Origin of the sequence: Enterobacter sp. ECC-219 (assembly GCF_043966805.1) — a bacterium.
Lineage (GTDB): Bacteria > Pseudomonadota > Gammaproteobacteria > Enterobacterales > Enterobacteriaceae > Enterobacter > Enterobacter cloacae_N.
The window spans coordinates 3,554,299-3,571,468 of sequence record NZ_CP143680.1 but is presented as its reverse complement, the minus strand read 5'-3'; the positions used below and the strand labels follow the sequence as shown (position 1 = coordinate 3,571,468).

Sequence of the window (17,170 nt, the reverse complement as noted above, 5' to 3'; positions counted from 1 at the left end):
AGCGCTTGCGCCACCCGGCCCCAGGCTTACAGCCCTTTCTTATCCATCCACACCGCCAGATCCACCAGGCGGTTAGAGAAGCCCCACTCGTTGTCATACCACGCCAGGATCTTCACCATGTTCCCGCCAATCACCAGCGTGGAAAGCCCGTCGATAATGGAGGAGCGCGGGTCGCCCTGATAGTCGCTGGAGACCAGCGGTTCATCGCTATAGCCCAGAATGTCTTTCAGCGGCCCGCTGGCTGCCGCGTTACGGAACGCGTCATTCACCTCTTCGGCGGTTACGTTCCGGCTGAGCGTTACCGTTAGATCCACAATCGACACCACCGGAACCGGCACGCGCAGAGAGTACCCGGTGAGTTTGCCGTCCAGTGAGGGAATGACTTTGCCCAGCGCTTTCGCCGCGCCGCTGGAGTAAGGCACAATCGACAGCGCCGCCGCGCGCGCGCCGCGCAGATCTTTCTCCGGCTGGTCGTGCAGCGCCTGGCTGTTGGTGTAGGCGTGCGTCGTGTTCATCAGACCATGCTCAATCCCGAACTGTTGATGCAGCACCTGAGCCGCCGGCGCCAGGCCGTTCGTGGTGCAGCTCCCGTTACTGACGACCACATGTTGAGCCGGGTCGTAGCGATCGTGGTTCACCCCCATCACAACCGTCAGATCGTCATTCTTGCCGGGCGCGGAGATGATGACGCGCTTTGCACCACCGTGCGTGACGTGCACCGCTGCTTTTTCCCGCTCGGTAAAGAAGCCGGTGGCCTCTATCACCACGTCAACGCCGACATCGCGCCACGGGATATTTGCCGGATCGCGCTCGCTAAACACCGTGATCCGCTGACCGTCCACCTGCAGCGCGCCGTCAGCCGCTTCAACGGGCGCGGGCAGTTTGCCCAGAAGGGAATCATGTTTCAGCAAATGGGCGAGGGTTTTACTGTCCGTCAGATCGTTAATGGCCACAATCTGAAGAGCCGGGTTACCCAGCGCCGCGCGCAGGAAATTACGTCCGATACGGCCGAAACCGTTAATACCGACCTTAACCATGGTGCACTCCTTATCTCTGTTGTCTGGAGTCACTGTAGGCGTCGGGCTGGTTGGCGTAAATGACAAAAAAGGATCAGATTACGCCATCTTGCGGCAGTGGAATCGCTGGCGGTACTCGCCGGGCGTGAGGTGAAGCTGCTTCTCAAAGATGCGGCGCAAATTAATGCTGGTGCCAAACCCGCTTTGCTCGGCAACGCGATCAAGGGGATCATGAGTCTGCTCAAGCAGCTGCCGGGCGGCAGCCAGTCGCGCTTCGGTCACGTAGCGGGCAGGCGAGACGCCCGCGTCGCGGGTAAATACCCGGGTAAAATTGCGCGGGCTCATCGCCACCTTTTCGGCCAGATTTTCCACGCACAGGTCAGCGGTGAGGTTCTGCAGGATCCAGGTTTGCAGCTCGCTTATGGGCCCCGATGTGCCAGGCTGCTGCAGGCTATAGCGGCTAAACTGCAGCTGTCCGCCGGGACGTCGCAGGTACATCACCATATCCTGCGCCACGTCGCGGGCGAGGGTAAATCCGTAGTCGTCCTCCACCAGCGCGAGGGTCAGGTCGAACCCGGAACTGACGCCGCCGGAGGTCCAGATGGGACCATCCTGAATGTACAGCGGGCCCCCTTCGACATGGATAGACGGATACCGGGCTTGCATTGTCTCCAGCAGCCGCCAGTGGGTGGTGGCGCGACGACCGTCCAGAAGGCCGGTCTGAGCCAGCAGCATCGCGCCGCCGCAGATAGAGGCTACCCGCCGGGCATGCGGCGCAGCGAGGTGCAGCCAGTCCACCACCGCCGTGCTTTCCTGCTCGTTCATCCCGCGTCCGGTGATGATAATGGTGTCCAGCGGTTCGCGCGGATCCAGCTCCGGCAGACGATAGTCCGCCAGCAGGTTCAGACCGGACTGGCCGTGGATCACCTGGTGAGGCTGCGTGGTGGCGATGATAATACGGTAGCGGGGCCGGGAAAGCCCTTCCGGATGCAGCCGGTTGGCCTGCATCAGAATGTCGGCGATACCGGCGGCTTCAAACAGCATGCCACTGTCGGGAACGATAATTAAAATTTTCTTCATGTCCTGAAAAGTACCTTTACCACAAAATAAGTCAAGCGGCGCGTGCCCCCACATTTCTGGCAAAGCAAAGCGATTTAAGTTCTTTGTTATTTCAGGCGTTATCCCCGATCGTCAGGGCACTGTCTCTGGCGAAACGGCGTCTGAAGGAATGAGTCAACGAAGCTCCCTCTATTTACATCCGCAACAACGCGAACAAATCCGCCATCTCGCATCGGGTTTTATATGGCGAAGCGAACTGCCCACGTGGCTGTTGATCGTCACTATTTATGCCGGCTGGTTTGCCACGCTGGCGTTCTGGCAAACGCTGGGCCTGCTGCCCGCCACGCTGCTGCTCATCGGGTTTACCGCCTGGTACATGTCGCTGCAGCATGAGCTGATCCACGGACATCCCACCCGTTTCGCCTGGCTTAACCAGCTGCTGGGCACGCTCCCGCTGGCGGTCTGGTATCCGTACGGCCTGTACCGGGATTCCCATCTTGCGCATCATCGGCACCATAGCCTGACCGATCCGGTGGATGACCCGGAGTCGTACTATTTTACCGACGAGAGCTGGGCACGTTTTTCGCCGTGGCAGAAACGCGCGATCCGCGCCCGGAATACCTTTTTCGGGCGGCTGGCACTGGCGCCGCTACTGGATATCCTTCAGTCGCTGGGCAGCGCCGTGACGGCGTTTCGTCATCGTCAGCCGCGGGCAATGGCGATGTGGCTGGTTCACGCTCTGCTGCTGGCGGCGCTTTTCGCGTGGATGGCGCATCACGGCTTTTCACCCGTCTGGTTTGTGCTGGCGGTAAGCTATCCGGCGCTGGCGCTGACCAAGGTCCGGTCGTTTTACGAACATCGGGCGGCGGACGATCCGCTCGCGCGATCGGTCATTAACGAGGCCGGGCTGTTCTGGCGGGTGCTGTTTTTGAATCTCAACTACCATTCCATTCACCACGATTTACCGGGCGTTCCCTGGTACGGGTTACCGACGATCTACCGGCAAAATCGGGAGGCGTACCGGCAGCGTAACCACGGCTTTGTAGTCAGGGGCTACGGTGACTGGCTACGCCAGTTCTGGACCCGGCCTGTGGAGGTCACTGTACATCCCGGAAAACAACAGGAGGAGAGGTATGAGTAACCTGCTGGCGCTTCCCATGTACGCCGTGGATCGCGCCGACACCCGCGCGCTCTGGCTGGCGGTGCAGCGTCTGCTGGCCGCACGGGATGTGCCCGTCGATCCTGTTCCCGGCTGGCCGGAGTCTGACCTGCTGACCCACTGGCGGCAGCCTGAGCTTACCCTCAGCCAGACGTGCGGCTACCCGCTGGTCACGCAGCTCCCGGAGGTACAGGTGGTGGGCTGTTTTCACTACACCGCGGAGGGCTGCGAATGGAGCCTGTACCGCAGCTTTCTGGTGGCGCGCGAGGCTGATAGGCATCTCACGCTGGCGGATTTTCGCGGACGTCGGGCGGTCTGTAATTCGGTAGACTCGCAGTCCGGCTATAACGCACTGCGAAAAAAGGTGGCTCCCCTGATTGTTGACGGGCCATTTTTCTCACAAACGTCCTTCAGTGGCAGCCACCGTCAGTCCCTGATTGACGTCCAGCGCGGGAAGAGCGATATCGCCGCCATCGACTGCGTGACCTGGGCGCTGCTGAAGCGTCATGAGCCGGAACGGCTTGCGGGGCTGGCGGCGATCGACCGTACCCCGCTTACGCCTGGGCTGCCATTAATCACGTCGCAACGCACGTCCACCGAAACGCTCAGTGCCATTCGCGATGCGCTACGCGAGCTGGTGAGCGCGCCGGAATACCGGGAGGTTTGTGCCGCGGTTCTGATCGGCGGTTTTAGCGTGGTGACGCGCCAGGCTTACGCCGCATTGACCGTGTGAAAAATCGCCTGTGCGTCGGTAAAACAGCGCAGCGCCAGCGAGGAGACGGGCTTCTGCCTGCGCATAATCAGGCCGACGGGGGCCTCAACGTTGGCATCGGCGATGGGGGCGATCCCGAAATTGTTGTTCAGTTCCTCAAGCCCGTTGTTCAGCGGCATCACGGCGCAGCACACGCCGCTCTGAACCGCCTGAATGATCTGGTATGTTGAATCACTCTCGAAAACGGACCTGGGTTCGATGCCGGCTGATTTAAAGCTGGCCTCCATGTGCGCCCGGTAGTGCATCCCTTTGGTCAGGAACCCCAGCGGAAAATCCGTCAGGTCGCGCCAGGTGAGCGGCGTCTGGTCCAACTGGAAATGACGGGTATCGTGCAGCAGGCCCATCTTCGTTTCAGGAAGCTGGATAATATCAAACAGGCTGGTGTCGATGCTGTTGAGATAGCAAATCCCCAGTTCCAGCTGGTTGCGGCTGACGCCGTCCGCAATCTGCGCCGAAGACATAGAATAGAGGCTGTAGGTCAGCTCCGGGTACTTTTGCGTCAGCTGGCGGATAAAGATCATCGGATCCACGCTCGCCAACGGCACCATCCCCAGACGTAATTCCCCCACCACCTGACCTTTGCACAGCGCGGCTTCCGCCTGCAATCCGTCGTGCGCGGCGAGCAGCGCGCGCGCCCACGCCAGAATACGTTCACCCTCCGGTGTAAACCCTTCAAAGCGCTGTCCGCGCACAATCAGCACCAGCCCGAGCTCCTCTTCCAGGCTGCGGATGCGCATGGAGAGGGTCGGCTGGGTGATATTGCACCGCGAGGCCGCTTTACCAAAATGGCGGGTTTCGTCGAGCGCGAGTAAATATTTTAACTGTTTAATGTCCATCACTCTTCTCTGCGCGTGAAGCCTTACAGCATGCGGATCTCTTTCGAGCGCAGGGTAATGCGGACCGGAACCGATTTATACGACGGCGTGCCGCTGTCCTTATCGAGATAATCGAGCGGCACCAGCACGTTGGCTTCCGGGTAATAGGCCCCGACGGAGCCCTGGGCGATGTTGTACGCCACCACGGTAATATCCTCCAGACGCTGAGCGCTGCCGGGCAGGGCGGTTTCAATATCCACGCGATCGCCGTGTTCCAGCCCTGACTGCGCCATATCCTCTTCGTTCATAAACAGCACGTCGCGGCGGCCAAACACGCCGCGGTAGCGGTCGTCCAGGGCATAAATGGTGGTGTTGTACTGATCGTGGCTGCGCAGCGTAATCAGGCGCAGAACATGCTCGCCTTCGCCGCTGGCGTTCTCGTGTACGCCGTCGAATACCGAAAACATCGCTTTGCCCGTCGCGGTCGGCCAGATACGCTGCGTCGGCGGCAGCGGCATGCGGAAGCCGCCGGGAACGCGGATCCGCGCATTGTAGTTCTCGAAGCCCGGGATGGTCTGCTCAATCAGATCGCGGATGCGGTCGTAATCCTCGACCAGCGTCGTCCAGTCTACACGGGTTTTCGGCAGCGTGGCTTTCGCAAGGCCTGCCACGATGGCGGGCTCTGAGCGGAGTAACGGCGAGGCGGGTTTTAGCTTGCCGGAGGAGGCGTGCACCATCGACATGGAGTCTTCAACGGTAATGGACTGACGGCCGGTGGCCTGCATATCCAGCTCGGTGCGGCCGAGGCACGGGAAAATAAAGGTCTCTTTGCCCACCAGCAGATGGGTACGGTTGAGCTTGGTGCCAACGTGCACGCTCAAATCCAGGTTACCCATCGCCGGAAAACCCCGTTCGTGATCGGGCATCGCAACGGCAAAGTTCCCGCCGAGGCAAATGAGCGCTTTTGCGCGACCGTCGATCATGGCCTGCGTCGCCTGCACCGCATCATGCCCGTGACGGGAAGGGGGCTCAAAGCCAAACACCTCTTTCAAACGCGTCAGGAAGGCGGGGGTGGGCTTCTCGCTAATCCCGACGGTGCGGTTCCCCTGAACGTTTGAGTGGCCGCGCAGGGGGCAGATCCCCGCGCCGGGCTTGCCGATATTCCCGCGCAGGAGCAGCACGTCAGCAATCAGGCGGACGTTGGCCGTGCCTTTATTGTGCTGGGTAATCCCCATTCCATAAGTAATGATGGTGGCGTTTGATTTTGCATAGGCCTCGGCCACCTTTTTGAGCGCTGCCTGGCTGAGCCCGGACTCGCGCTCGATGTCATCCCAGCGGGTCTGCGTGATATCGGCAGCAAAGTCGTCAAGGCCCTGGGTGTGTTCTGCTATAAAGGCACGATCGAGCACGTTACCGCGTTCGGCCTCCATTTCAAGAAGATGTTTAGCAATACCTTTCAGCGCGGCAGCATCGCCCCCGGCCTTCACCTGGAAGTAGGTTGAGGCGATATCCGTAGAGCTATAGGTTGCCATTTCAATCACGCTTTGCGGATCCGCAAAACGTTCGAGGGCGCGCTCGCGCAGCGGGTTGAAGACGATAATCGGCACGTTGCGACGGGCCAGCTCATGAAGGGTCCCCATCATTCGCGGATGGTTCGTGCCGGGGTTATGGCCGATGGAGATCACCAGCTCGGTCTTGTCGAAGTCGTCCAGCGAGACGGTACCTTTCCCAATCCCGATGGAGCGAGGCAAGCCGACGCTGGTGGCCTCGTGACACATATTCGAACAGTCCGGGAAGTTATTGGTGCCGTACTCCCGGGCGAACAGCTGGAACAGATACGCCGCTTCGTTGGAGGCACGTCCGGAGGTATAGAACTCGACCTGGTCCGGTTCGAGCCCGCGCAAGATTTCCCCGATACGTTGAAACGCCTCGTCCCAGTCGACGGGCCGGAAGGTATCGCTAGTCCGGTCATAGCGCAGGGGATGTGTCAGACGCCCGTAACCCTCCAGCTCAAAGTCCGATTTTGCCAGCAGCGAGGAGACGCTGTTTTCCGCCAGAAACGCGGGCGTCACGCGCTTGCTGGTTGCTTCCCATGTCACCGCCTTGGCGCCGTTTTCACAGAACTGGAACGTTGATTTGTGTTCTTTATCGGGCCACGCGCAGCCCGGGCAGTCAAAACCGTCAGGCTGGTTGGTGCGCAGCAGCGTAGCGGGGGCTTCAAAGGTATCCATTTGAGTCCGTACCGCAATGGCCGTCGCTTTTAACGCGCCCCAGCCGCCGGCAGGACCATCATAGTGTCTGATACCGGGAACTGAGCGTCTTTTCGTGTTCATACATACTCCTGACGTGTTTGGTCGCGCAACGGCTGGGTAATAAGCAAAAACAATGACTGGCATAAAGGTGAACCCATGCGATCGAGTTATAGCTCTTGCCTGCAATCATATTTATAACAATGGGTTAAAGCGGTTCATGTGTAACTATTTAAAGAAATTATAACGAAATTTTATCATTTTAATAATAAATTATATCTATCATGTGTTCAGTCTGAGCGATGGCGGTAGCGGGGCGATGATGTAGTCAGGGTGAAATTTCAAATGAAGGTTGCGTGGTTTGCAGCAAAGCGAATCCGAACAGAAAAGGGAATGCTTCACAATTTCATCGAGGGAAACATCATAAATGGTGTAGCAACGCTTAATTGTTATAATATCCAGGTGATAATAACGGGGAAAAAGTAGTGGCTAAAAGAGAAACTTATTTTGAAGTGCAAAATTAACTTTTTTCAACCCTGCTGAATAAGCTTCATATATTCATCTTACCCCTTCCAGTAATTAATGTTACATGGCTAATGCAACAAATAATTCATACTTGATATATTTTCTTCACCTCACAAAAAGCCAAATTCTACTAGTTATGGTAGTAGCAATAATAGAGTGACTGCGGTAATGAAAGTAATTCTTTTTTGTGGTTAATCTTTAAATATCAATTGGATAACTTGTTGTCTGGCAGGTGAAATAGAGGGTCGCGCTTAAATCATATTTTTTTCTCAGATTAATCCTATAATCATTCATGTGCTTCTTTAAGCACCACTTGTCAGGCAGGAAATATTGAATTGCAGGCAAGCTCATGTAAACTTGTTTACCGTTTGTCAAAATATGTCAGGAAGACGCTGGGCCTAATTCTGAAGGGCTCGTGCGGTAGCTATGCCTTAAAATTAGTAACACCCCGAAATTATCCTGACTATTTTAACAATAGCACCTAAGTCAAATTTCATCCCCTTATCTCCATCATCAAAATATCGCTACGGAAAAGCATATGAAAATGCGCGTACTGTTTTCACTTCTGTTTGTAATGGCGGTGGCGGGCTGTAAAGCGCCACAGAAACCGGCAATCACCGACGACACGATTGTGACCAGCCAGGTCAACGGCGTCACCCTGACTCACCGTCACGCCGTGGTGCCGCCAACGGAATTCACCCCGCTTAACGAGCCTTATCGCGCCATGTACCCGGCCTCCCTGATGAGCCGTCCTGATTTTGGCGGAAAGGTTATCCGTACGCTGGATACCGGCAAAACTTATGTGGTGCTGGGGCAGGTTGAACACTACTGGATGGCGCTCGCCGACGAGGGGAACGACCAACTGATTGGCTACGTCCCGATGCGTGCCGTTATCAAAGCCGACCAGTACGAAGCGACCGTTCGTAAACAGGCCATTCGTCCTAAGGCGCGTAAAAAGGCGACCTGCGTCGATGTGGATGGCAACAGCAAAGCCTGCAAAGACAGCGCTAACGGTACCTGGATCCTGAACTAAACGGCTTTCGTGGGCGTATTTTTATGAATAATAAAAAGTTTCATCGGCTGTGGTTAGTCTTTTACGCGGCGTTTTTCGCCCTTGTCAGTGGTTGTACGTCGTCTTCACACAGCGACCCTTCCCGCTACAATCTGCAGTTTCAGGCTCATCCACAAATCAATGATTCTGCGCCACTTAAAGTCCGGGTGCTGTTGTTGAAATCCGATGCGGATTTCATGTCCAGCGACTTCTATTCCCTGCAGAACAACGCGTCAGCAACGCTTGGCGCGAATCTGCTGAACAGCGATGTTTTCTTCCTGATGCCGGGACAGCTGTCCAAAACCCTCAGCGGTCAGAGCGATCCCGAGGCGCGCTATATCGGCGTGATGGCGGAATATCAGAAGCTGGACGGTAAAAAATGGCGCGTTTCACTCCCGCTGCCTGTGCCAGGCGAAAATCATATCTACCAGTTCTGGAAATGGTCCGCGGATGAACTCCAGGCCAACGTTTTTCTCGACGTAAACGGCATTCGGGTCATCAGCCAGTAACGCGCTTCACAACAGGAAACACATCATCATGACCAAAGCAGAAAAGGTCGTCTGGACCGAAGGCATGTTCCTGCGTCCACACCATTTTCAGCGGACTGAAAGTTATCTGCTCAACCATGTTCGTGAGTGGGGTGCGCTGCAGCGTTCTTATCTCTGGGGCTTTCTCGACGTAGAGCTGGACGAAGCAATGCTTCGCCAGGGCTGCATTGCCCTGAGCTACTGCAGCGGGTTACTGCCGGACGGCACCTTTTTCCAGGTGCGCAACGGACGCAACGGTCCCGCGCCGCTAAAAATTCCTGACAACCTCACCAACGAAAAGGTGGTGCTTGCGCTGCCGGTTCGTCGTGGCGAGCGGGAAGAGGTGATCTTCAGCGAAGAGCCGGCCTCGCTGGCGCGCTTCGTCGCGTTTGAGCAGGAGGTGGAAGACGATAACGCCATGTCGGTAGGGGATGCTACCGTACAGTTTGGCCGCCTGCGTCTGACCCTGATGCTGGAAAAAGACCTCACGGCAGAATGGACCGCCATCGGCGTGGCGTTTGTGACTGAAAAACGCAACGACAACCACGTGCGGCTCGATAACAGCTACATCCCGCCGATGCTGAACGCCAACAACAGCCCGCAGATCTACAGCATGATTAACGATCTGCACGGCTTGCTGGTGCAGCGCAGCCAGCAGATTGGCGGCCGCCTGCGCCAGCCTGGCCGCTTTAACACCTCTGAACTGATTGAATTTACGCTGCTGTCGCTGGTGAACCGTCATCTGGGCGAGGTTTCACATTTGAAAACGCTGCCGCTGCTGCACCCGGAAACGCTCTGGCGCAGCTGGCTGCCGTTTGCCACCGAGCTCGCCACCTGGACGTCGCAGCGTACAACCGAGAGCGTGCTGCCGATTTACGATCACGACGATCTGGCGAACTGCTTCAGCAAGCTGATGCTGATGCTGCGTCAGGGGCTGTCGCTGGTAATGGAAGACCACGCGATTCAGCTGCCGCTTAACGAGCGCTCCCATGGCCTGAACATTGCCACGGTGCCTGAAACCAGCATGGTGCGTGAGTTTGGCTTCGTGCTGGCGGTAAAAGCCAACGTGCCGGGCGAACACCTGCAGACCCATTTCCCGGCGCAGATGAAGGTCGCACCGGTCTCGAAAATTCGCGATCTGGTTCAGCTACAGCTGCCGGGCATTATGCTGCGCGCCATGCCGGTCGCGCCACCGCAGATCCCGTGGCATGCCGGCTACAGCTACTTTGAGCTGGAGAAGGGCAGCGAGCTGTGGCACGAGATGGATAAGTCCGGCGCATTCGCCCTGCACCTTGCAGGGGAGTTCCCGGGGCTGGATATGGAGTTTTGGGCCATCCGTAGCCCGACAGAATAATAAAGCGAGCGCTTAATATGCAGGAACGACAGGATAGCGGCAGTGATGCCGCGTTTACCGGAGCCAGTAGCAACAATCAGCTGGTGGCGGCCGCCAATCCGCTGCTCAACGCGATTCCGCAGATCCGTCATTCGGTATCACATGACGATCAGGTGGCGTTACGCCAGCGCCTGATCGATGAGATTCGCCGTTTTGAAGTCCGCTGCCAGCAGGCGGGGCTGCCCTACGAAGTGATCGTCGGGGCGCGCTACTGCCTGTGTACGGCGCTGGACGAGGCCGCCGCGCTTACCCCCTGGGGCAGCAGCGGCGTCTGGTCCAGCAATGGCCTGCTGGTGACGTTCCATAACGAAACCTGGGGCGGGGAGAAGTTCTTCCAGCTGCTGGCGCGCCTGTCGCAGAACCCGCGCGAGCATATTCTGCTGCTGGAGATGATCAACTACTGTCTGCTGCTGGGCTTCGAGGGGCGCTACCGGGTACTGGACAATGGTCGTACCCAGCTTGAAACCATCAAGCAGCGGCTGTGGCAGATGATCCGCGGCGTGCGCGGTAGCTATCCGCCGCCGCTTTCTCCTCATCCGGAAGATCGTCCGGTGCTGCGCAAGCTGTGGCGGCCGATGGTTCCCCTGTGGGCCTGCGTGGCGCTGGCCGGGTTTATCGCCTGCCTGTTTTATATCGTGCTTAACTGGCGTCTTGGCGACAGCACCAACCCGGTGCTGGCGAAGATTTACCAGTCCCAGCTGCCGGAAACCACCATCCAGCAGCCGGCGCGTCAGCTGCCCGCTGTGCTGAACCTGCGCGGCTTCCTGAAGCCTGAAATTGAGGCGGGCCTGGTGGCGGTGAAAGACGAAGCGGATCGCAGCGTCGTGATCCTGAAGGGCGACGGGCTGTTTGCCTCCGCCTCTACCGTCGTGCGCGACCGCTATGAACCGGTCATCAACCGCATTGCGCAGGCGATGAATAACGTCAGCGGCAAAATTCTGGTGGTGGGCTACAGCGATAACGTGCCGATCCGCAGCGCACGCTTTGCCTCTAACTACGAGCTCTCACTGGAACGCGCGCGCTCCGTACAGAAAATGCTGCAGGGAAGCCTCTCTCAGCCTGGCCGCGTGAAGGCGGAAGGGCGGGGCGAGATTAACCCGGTGGCGCCGAACACGACCCCGGAAAACCGCGCCCGTAACCGCCGTGTGGAAATTACTCTGCTGGTGTCGCCTGAAAACACTCAGGCCGAGCTGAACGGATTGCCGCAAGGAAACTAAGGAATGCTGACGACTCTTCTTTCCATACTGACTAACCGCATTCTGTGGAGCTTCCTCGGCGTCACGGCGCTGGCGGCGGTGATTTGGATGATAGGTCCGCTGTTGTCCATCGTGGACACCCGACCGCTCGAATCCGAGCAGAACCGCATCATCAGTATTGCCGTGGTCTACCTGCTGTGGGCTCAGGGCCATATTCTGCCGCGTCTTTATAACGCCTGGCTGAACCGCAAGCTGATGGACAAGCTCAACGAGAACACCACCAGCCCGGAGGCGGCGGATCCGCAGCAGCGCCTGAACAGCGAGGAGCAGATCCTCGCCAGCCGTTTTGATGAAGCCGCGCAGATGCTGAAAAAAGCGCACTTCAGCAAAGCGGGACAGGGTGCCCAGTGGACGCAGCGCTTCAGCACGCAATATCTCTACCAGCTGCCGTGGTACGTCATTATCGGCGCGCCGGGTTCCGGTAAAACCACGGCGCTGGTTAATTCCGGGCTGCAGTTCCCGCTGGCCGACCGCTTCGGTAAAACCGCGCTGCGGGGCATCGGCGGCACGCGCAACTGCGACTGGTGGTTCACCAACGAGGCCGTGCTGCTGGATACCGCGGGTCGCTATACCACTCAGGAAAGCGAACAGGTGCAGGACGCCGGTGAATGGCTGCAGTTCATGGGGCTACTGCGCAAGTACCGTCGCCGCCAACCGATCAACGGCGTCATCGTCACGATCAGCATTTCGGACCTGCTGACCCAGTCCGCCGAGGCGTCCCGCCAGCAGGCGGTGAATCTGCGCCAGCGTCTGTCCGAGCTGCATGAACAGCTGGGTATCCGTTTCCCGGTGTACGTGATGGTGACCAAGGCCGACCTGCTTAAAGGCTTCCGCGCGTGGTTTGCCGACTACGACAAAGCGCAGCGAGACCAGATCTGGGGCTTCACGCTGCCGTGGGAGCAAACCAAACACGCCGATTACGACCTGATGGGTAACTTCCAGCAGGAGTTTTCTTTGTTACAGCAGCGCCTTGATGCCGGGCTGCCGGAAACCATGCTCAAAGAGCATGATGCGAAAACCCGTGCCGAAGCGTATCTCTTCCCGCAGGAGTTCGCCGCGCTGCGTCCACTGCTGGCGGATTACCTCAGCACGGTCTTCGCCCGCTCCAACTTCGAAACCGAGTTCTCGCCGCGCGGGATCTACTTCGCCAGCGGTACCCAGGAAGGCATGCCGTTCGACCGCGTAATGGGCGAACTGAACCGCGCGCTCTCCCTGCCGGAAGGGGGAGAGAACGATAACTGGGATTCGGTAAGCAAAGAAGCGCCTATCCCCGGCGCGAAGGGCCAGAGCTTCTTCATCAAGAACCTGCTGCAAAACGTCATCTTCCAGGAAGCCGGGATTGCCGGCGAAAACCGCTGGTGGGAACTGCGCAACCGGGCAGTGATCTGGTCCGGCTACGCGGCGCTGCTGGCCCTGCTGGCGATCCTCGGCGGGCTGTGGCTGACCAGCTATGCAAAAAACAAGGCCTATCTGGAAGAGGTGGATGCGAAGGTGCCGCTGCTGGACCAGCAGAGCAAAGCGTTGCAGAACCAGCCGCAGCGTGACCTGTTCGATCTGCTCCCGCTGCTGAATGGCCTGGTGGACCTGCCGAAAAGTGACGCGTTTGATGTCAACGATCCGCCAGTCTCCCGCCGCATGGGGCTTTACCGTGGGGATGACGTCAGCGATGCCTCTCAGTCCCTGTACCAGAAGGCGCTGGATCAGCTGCTGTTGCCCGCCGTTGCTATGCACATCACCACCTGGCTGCGCAACGACAACGGCAGCGACGTGGAGTACAGCTACGAGGCGCTGAAAGCCTATCAGATGCTGTATCAGCCGAAACACTACGACGGCAAATTCCTGCATTCGTGGGTGATGCTCAACCTGCAACGTAACCTGCCGCAAAACGTCACGAAGGCGCAGCTGCAGCAGCTCGAATGGCATCTCACCCAGCTGCTGGAGCCGAAAATTCAGGCCTCGCCGTACGCTCAGGACGAATCCCTGGTGGCACGCGAAAGGGCTTTGATCAACCAGCAGCCACTTTCAACCCGCGTCTACGGTCGCCTGAAGCGCCTGCTGGAACATGACGAAAACCTCAAGCCAGTCTCCCTTTCCGATCTGGGCGGCCCGCAGAGCGAGCTGGTGTTTTCCCGCAAAAGCGGCAAGCCGGTAAGCGAAGGCGTGCCGGGGCTCTATACGCCGGACGGTTACTGGAAAAGCTTTAACGGCCAGATTGACAGCGTAACCACCGCCCTGCATGAGGACGACGCCTGGGTGCTGGGTGCCGCAACCGCGCAGGAAGATAAACAGCAGATCGATAATGCCGTGCGCCAGCTCTACATGCGCGACTTTATCGCGAACTGGGATCGCTTTCTCGCCGACATTCAGCTTAATAACAGCGCCGATCTCTCCCAGCGCATCAACACCGCGCGCCTGCTCTCTGGCGCAAACTCGCCCCTGCGTCGTCTGGTCCAGAACCTGAGCCAGGTTCTGACGCTCTCCCGCGATACCCCGGCGCCGGAAGATGCCGGTAAAGCGCAGGCGCAGAGCAACCGCGCCACCCGCACGCTGGAAGCGCTGTTCAGCAATAATGACAATGCCCCGACGCAGGCCGCCGCAATTACTCAGGCGCCGGAGCAGCTGGTGACCGACCACTATGCGCCGATGATTGAGCTGGCGCAGCCGCTGGAGAAGGGCGGGAAGACGATTGTATTTGATGATTTTCTCAAGCAGGTGGATGAGCTTTATCGTTACCTGACCGCGGTTCAGGATGCGGCCAACAACGGTATGCCAGCACCCGGCGGTGAGGCGATCAGCCGTCTGCAGGCCAGCGCTGGTCGTTTGCCGGGCGGACTGCAAACCATGTTCAGCAACATGGCGGTGGGGGCCAGCAGCGATACCCAGCGCCGCGACCTGGAAAACGTGCGTAAGCGGATTAACGTTGAAGTCGGCGGGTTCTGCCGTCAGGCAATCGCCGGCCGCTACCCGCTGGTGCGCAGCGCCAGCACCGAGGTCACCCCGGACGATCTTGCCCGCATGTTTGCCCCCGGTACCGGGCTGATGGATGCCTTCTTTCGCGACAACCTGACCAGCAAAGTCGATACCACGCAGGCAAACTGGCGCTTTATGCCGGGCATCGACGGTAAAACCCTGCCGGGCAGCGAAGGGCTGCTGAGACCGTTCCAGCAGGCCCAGTCGATTCGCGACGCTTTCTTTGCTAACGGCGCCACCACGCCGTCTTTCAAGGTAACGGTACGCACCGTGAGAATGGATAACACCATTCTGAACCTGACGCTGGACGTCGACGGCCAGCTCCTGCGCTACAGCCACGGCCCGCAGGCCGTGCAGATCATGAACTGGCCGGGGCCGGGCGGCACCAACCAGGTACGCATGCAGCTGGGGCTGGCTAACGGCAGCACGGCGACGCTGGTAACCAACGGTTCCTGGGCGCTCAACCGCTTTTTCGACAAAGCGAGCACCAGCCCTGGCGCGGGTAGCCTGAGCCGTCAGGCCACCTTCAACGTCGACGGACATCAGGTCACGCTGGAGTTTGCGCCAAACAGCATTCGCAACCCGTTCCAGCTTCCCCGTTTCTCATGCCCATAACCGCAAGGACAGCCGTATGACGAATACCCCTGCGATGAACCGCTACAGCTGGTATGGCAAATTACCCAGCGCCGGAGATTTCCTGCAGCGTCGCTTTCCTGACACCTTACAGCGCCAGTGGTCGCACTGGTTTCAGGTTGGCCTGCTCGCCTGGCAGCAGGAAGAGCAGCGCGGTGGCGAACGCCAGTTCACCAAAGCACCGGTCTGGAATTTCGTCGTCCCGCCGATGCTGGGCAGCCAGATGATCCAGATGGGCTGCCTGCTGCCAGGCCGCGACAGCGTTGGCCGACAGTACCCGGTTTGCATTCAGCTGAGCTTTGCCCCGTCAGAGTGGTCGACCAGCCTGCTCAGCCAGGCGGAGAGCTGGTATCAGCAGATTGGTCGTCTGGGGCTGCACGCGGTGCGCAACAGCTTTTCCGCCTCGCAGCTGGATGAGATGCTGATGTCCATTCCGGCGCCGCAGCCCGTCGAGCCGCAAAAGCGTTCCGACATCCTTGATGTGATTGGCTATGACGAGGACGGCCAGAGCACGCTGGGCTGGCCGCAGGCAGCGGAGTGTTTTGACCCGCTGCGTCAGACCAGCTACTGGTGGACCAACCGCTGCGACGGTTACCCGCTCTACACCCACGTTCACAGCGGCAATTTCACCGGGCAGCTTTTCACCCTGCTGTTCGACCCGGCAGGGGGCGCCCGTCCGGGGCGTCACGGTCTCTATCCGCCCATGTTTGAATAAGCAGGGATCTCATGAATATCGAAGAATTTCTCGCGCCGATAAGCCCCGAAAAGCCCTGCGGCGAAAATCTGGAGTACGACGCCGACTTCCAGATCATGAATCAGGCAAGTCTTGGGAAAGCGGAACAGCAGTTTGGCGACACCATTATCCCGGCAGAGCCCGCTGACTGGAACACGGTAGAAAAATTCGCCACCAGCCTGCTGACCCGCACCAAAGATCTTCGCGTGATGCTGGCGTTAACCCATGCCTGGACCCGCCGCCGCGGGCTTGCGGGCTACGCGGACGGATTATTGCTGGTGCAGGAGGCGATCGCGCGCTACTGGGAGCCGCTCTACCCGCTGCTGGAAGAGTATGGCGAAACCGACCCGTTCTACCGCATTAACGCCCTGGCCGGGCTGAGCGATAAATCCGACCTCACCGTCGCGGTACGCAACGCCTCGCTGCTGCGTTCTAACGGCGATGAAATTTCGCTGCGTGACGCCCAGGCGCTGCTGGACGGCAGCAAGACGGAATGTCCGGACTATCCCGGCGGCCGTCCGCGGCTGATTGACGAGCTGGCCCGCGGCGACCAGCCGGGAACCGCAGCGGTTATCGTCATTAACGAACGGCTGCTTGCCATCCGTGAGCTGCTCACCGGGCATCTCGGTGAAAGCGGCGTGCCGGAGATGGAGCAGTTGCTGAAAACCGTGGGGCTGGTCGCCAGCGCGTGTCAGGTGACCGACATCAGCAAGCTGCTGCCGAACCGTGAAGCGCAGGCAGAGCCACAGGCTGAACAGCAATCGGCGGCAACGCAGCCGATTCAGCAGGTGACCGACTGGCGCAGCGTGCAGGTCACCAGCCGCGCCGACGCGCAGCTGATGCTGGAAAAAGCGAAGCAGTATTTTGCGCAGTACGAACCGAGCCACCCCGCACCGCTGATGATTGAACGGGTGCAGCGGCTGTCAGAACTTAACTTCATGGACATTATTCGCGACCTGGCGCCAGACGGCGTTAACCAACTGGAAAACATCTTTGGACGCCGCGAATAACG

General features: G+C 58.9%; 13 protein-coding genes. 9 read left to right on the top strand and 4 right to left on the bottom strand.

The genetic code is table 11. The annotated features are described in order from the left end of the window. Positions 1-26 precede the first annotated feature (26 nt). Both gap and V1603_RS16940 read right to left on the bottom strand, forming a co-directional pair. Positions 27-1,037, bottom strand: a complete 1,011-nt coding sequence (gap, locus tag V1603_RS16945; RefSeq protein ID WP_166711514.1) for a type I glyceraldehyde-3-phosphate dehydrogenase — start codon at positions 1,035-1,037, stop codon at positions 27-29. Positions 1,038-1,115: 78 nt separating this feature from the next. Then, positions 1,116-2,096, bottom strand: coding sequence for a GlxA family transcriptional regulator (locus tag V1603_RS16940; RefSeq protein WP_395312999.1), 981 nt, complete (start codon positions 2,094-2,096; stop codon positions 1,116-1,118). A gap of 148 nt (positions 2,097-2,244) precedes the next feature. Between V1603_RS16940 and V1603_RS16935 the strand changes: the two genes are divergently transcribed. Both V1603_RS16935 and V1603_RS16930 read left to right on the top strand, forming a co-directional pair. Beyond that, complete coding sequence (locus tag V1603_RS16935) at positions 2,245-3,216, top strand: fatty acid desaturase (RefSeq protein WP_166711512.1); 972 nt, start codon at positions 2,245-2,247, stop codon at positions 3,214-3,216. Continuing rightward, entirely contained in the window at positions 3,209-3,967 is a 759-nt protein-coding gene (locus V1603_RS16930) for a phosphate/phosphite/phosphonate ABC transporter substrate-binding protein (RefSeq protein ID WP_395312998.1), read from the top strand. Before V1603_RS16935 ends, V1603_RS16930 begins: the two co-directional genes overlap by 8 nt. Here the strand turns inward: V1603_RS16930 and V1603_RS16925 are convergent. After that, positions 3,946-4,842 (bottom strand): LysR family transcriptional regulator, encoded by an 897-nt coding sequence (locus V1603_RS16925; protein ID WP_395312997.1) that lies wholly within the window; start codon positions 4,840-4,842, stop codon positions 3,946-3,948. The two genes, V1603_RS16930 and V1603_RS16925, sit on opposite strands and share 22 nt — an antisense overlap. A gap of 23 nt (positions 4,843-4,865) precedes the next feature. Next, a complete protein-coding gene (locus V1603_RS16920) occupies positions 4,866-7,154 on the bottom strand; it encodes an FdhF/YdeP family oxidoreductase (RefSeq protein WP_395312996.1) in 2,289 nt (762 codons plus the stop codon). A 979-nt stretch (positions 7,155-8,133) separates the two neighbouring features. Between V1603_RS16920 and V1603_RS16915 the strand changes: the two genes are divergently transcribed. The 7 genes from V1603_RS16915 to tssA are packed head-to-tail and all read left to right on the top strand — an operon-like array spanning position 8,134 to position 17,168. Further along, positions 8,134-8,628: an SH3 domain-containing protein gene (locus V1603_RS16915; RefSeq protein ID WP_163329910.1), complete on the top strand. Its 495-nt coding sequence runs from the start codon at positions 8,134-8,136 to the stop codon at positions 8,626-8,628. Between the two features lie 23 nt (positions 8,629-8,651). Continuing rightward, on the top strand, positions 8,652-9,155 hold the full coding sequence (gene tssJ, locus V1603_RS16910; RefSeq protein ID WP_116339318.1) for a type VI secretion system lipoprotein TssJ: 504 nt from the start codon (positions 8,652-8,654) through the stop codon (positions 9,153-9,155). A gap of 28 nt (positions 9,156-9,183) precedes the next feature. Continuing rightward, positions 9,184-10,527 carry a type VI secretion system baseplate subunit TssK gene (tssK, locus tag V1603_RS16905; protein WP_116339320.1) on the top strand — a complete coding sequence of 448 codons (1,344 nt, stop codon included), beginning with the start codon at positions 9,184-9,186 and terminating at the stop codon, positions 10,525-10,527. Positions 10,528-10,544: 17 nt separating this feature from the next. Beyond that, positions 10,545-11,783 (top strand): DotU family type VI secretion system protein, encoded by a 1,239-nt coding sequence (locus tag V1603_RS16900; RefSeq protein ID WP_166711502.1) that lies wholly within the window; start codon positions 10,545-10,547, stop codon positions 11,781-11,783. Between the two features lie 3 nt (positions 11,784-11,786). Beyond that, the gene (gene tssM / locus V1603_RS16895; protein ID WP_395312995.1) at positions 11,787-15,407 is read left to right on the top strand and encodes a type VI secretion system membrane subunit TssM; all 3,621 of its coding nucleotides are present in this window, start codon (positions 11,787-11,789) and stop codon (positions 15,405-15,407) included. Positions 15,408-15,423: 16 nt separating this feature from the next. Then, the gene (tagF, locus tag V1603_RS16890) at positions 15,424-16,140 is read left to right on the top strand and encodes a type VI secretion system-associated protein TagF (protein WP_116339326.1); all 717 of its coding nucleotides are present in this window, start codon (positions 15,424-15,426) and stop codon (positions 16,138-16,140) included. Between the two features lie 11 nt (positions 16,141-16,151). Next, positions 16,152-17,168, top strand: coding sequence for a type VI secretion system protein TssA (gene tssA, locus V1603_RS16885; RefSeq protein ID WP_163329920.1), 1,017 nt, complete (start codon positions 16,152-16,154; stop codon positions 17,166-17,168). Positions 17,169-17,170 lie beyond the last annotated feature (2 nt).

Excerpts from the sequence above, each read along its gene's own strand:
- tagF (WP_116339326.1), top strand. The coding sequence starts at position 15,424 with ATGACGAATACCCCTGCGATGAACCGCTACAGCTGGTATGGCAAATTA.
- tssK (WP_116339320.1), top strand. The coding sequence starts at position 9,184 with ATGACCAAAGCAGAAAAGGTCGTCTGGACCGAAGGCATGTTCCTGCGT.
- V1603_RS16900 (WP_166711502.1), top strand. The coding sequence starts at position 10,545 with ATGCAGGAACGACAGGATAGCGGCAGTGATGCCGCGTTTACCGGAGCC.
- V1603_RS16930 (WP_395312998.1), top strand. The coding sequence starts at position 3,209 with ATGAGTAACCTGCTGGCGCTTCCCATGTACGCCGTGGATCGCGCCGAC.
- tssA (WP_163329920.1), top strand. The coding sequence starts at position 16,152 with ATGAATATCGAAGAATTTCTCGCGCCGATAAGCCCCGAAAAGCCCTGC.
- V1603_RS16920 (WP_395312996.1), bottom strand. The coding sequence starts at position 7,154 with ATGAACACGAAAAGACGCTCAGTTCCCGGTATCAGACACTATGATGGT.
- tssJ (WP_116339318.1), top strand. The coding sequence starts at position 8,652 with ATGAATAATAAAAAGTTTCATCGGCTGTGGTTAGTCTTTTACGCGGCG.
- V1603_RS16935 (WP_166711512.1), top strand. The coding sequence starts at position 2,245 with ATGAGTCAACGAAGCTCCCTCTATTTACATCCGCAACAACGCGAACAA.
- V1603_RS16940 (WP_395312999.1), bottom strand. The coding sequence starts at position 2,096 with ATGAAGAAAATTTTAATTATCGTTCCCGACAGTGGCATGCTGTTTGAA.
- V1603_RS16925 (WP_395312997.1), bottom strand. The coding sequence starts at position 4,842 with ATGGACATTAAACAGTTAAAATATTTACTCGCGCTCGACGAAACCCGC.
- tssM (WP_395312995.1), top strand. The coding sequence starts at position 11,787 with ATGCTGACGACTCTTCTTTCCATACTGACTAACCGCATTCTGTGGAGC.
- V1603_RS16915 (WP_163329910.1), top strand. The coding sequence starts at position 8,134 with ATGAAAATGCGCGTACTGTTTTCACTTCTGTTTGTAATGGCGGTGGCG.
- gap (WP_166711514.1), bottom strand. The coding sequence starts at position 1,037 with ATGGTTAAGGTCGGTATTAACGGTTTCGGCCGTATCGGACGTAATTTC.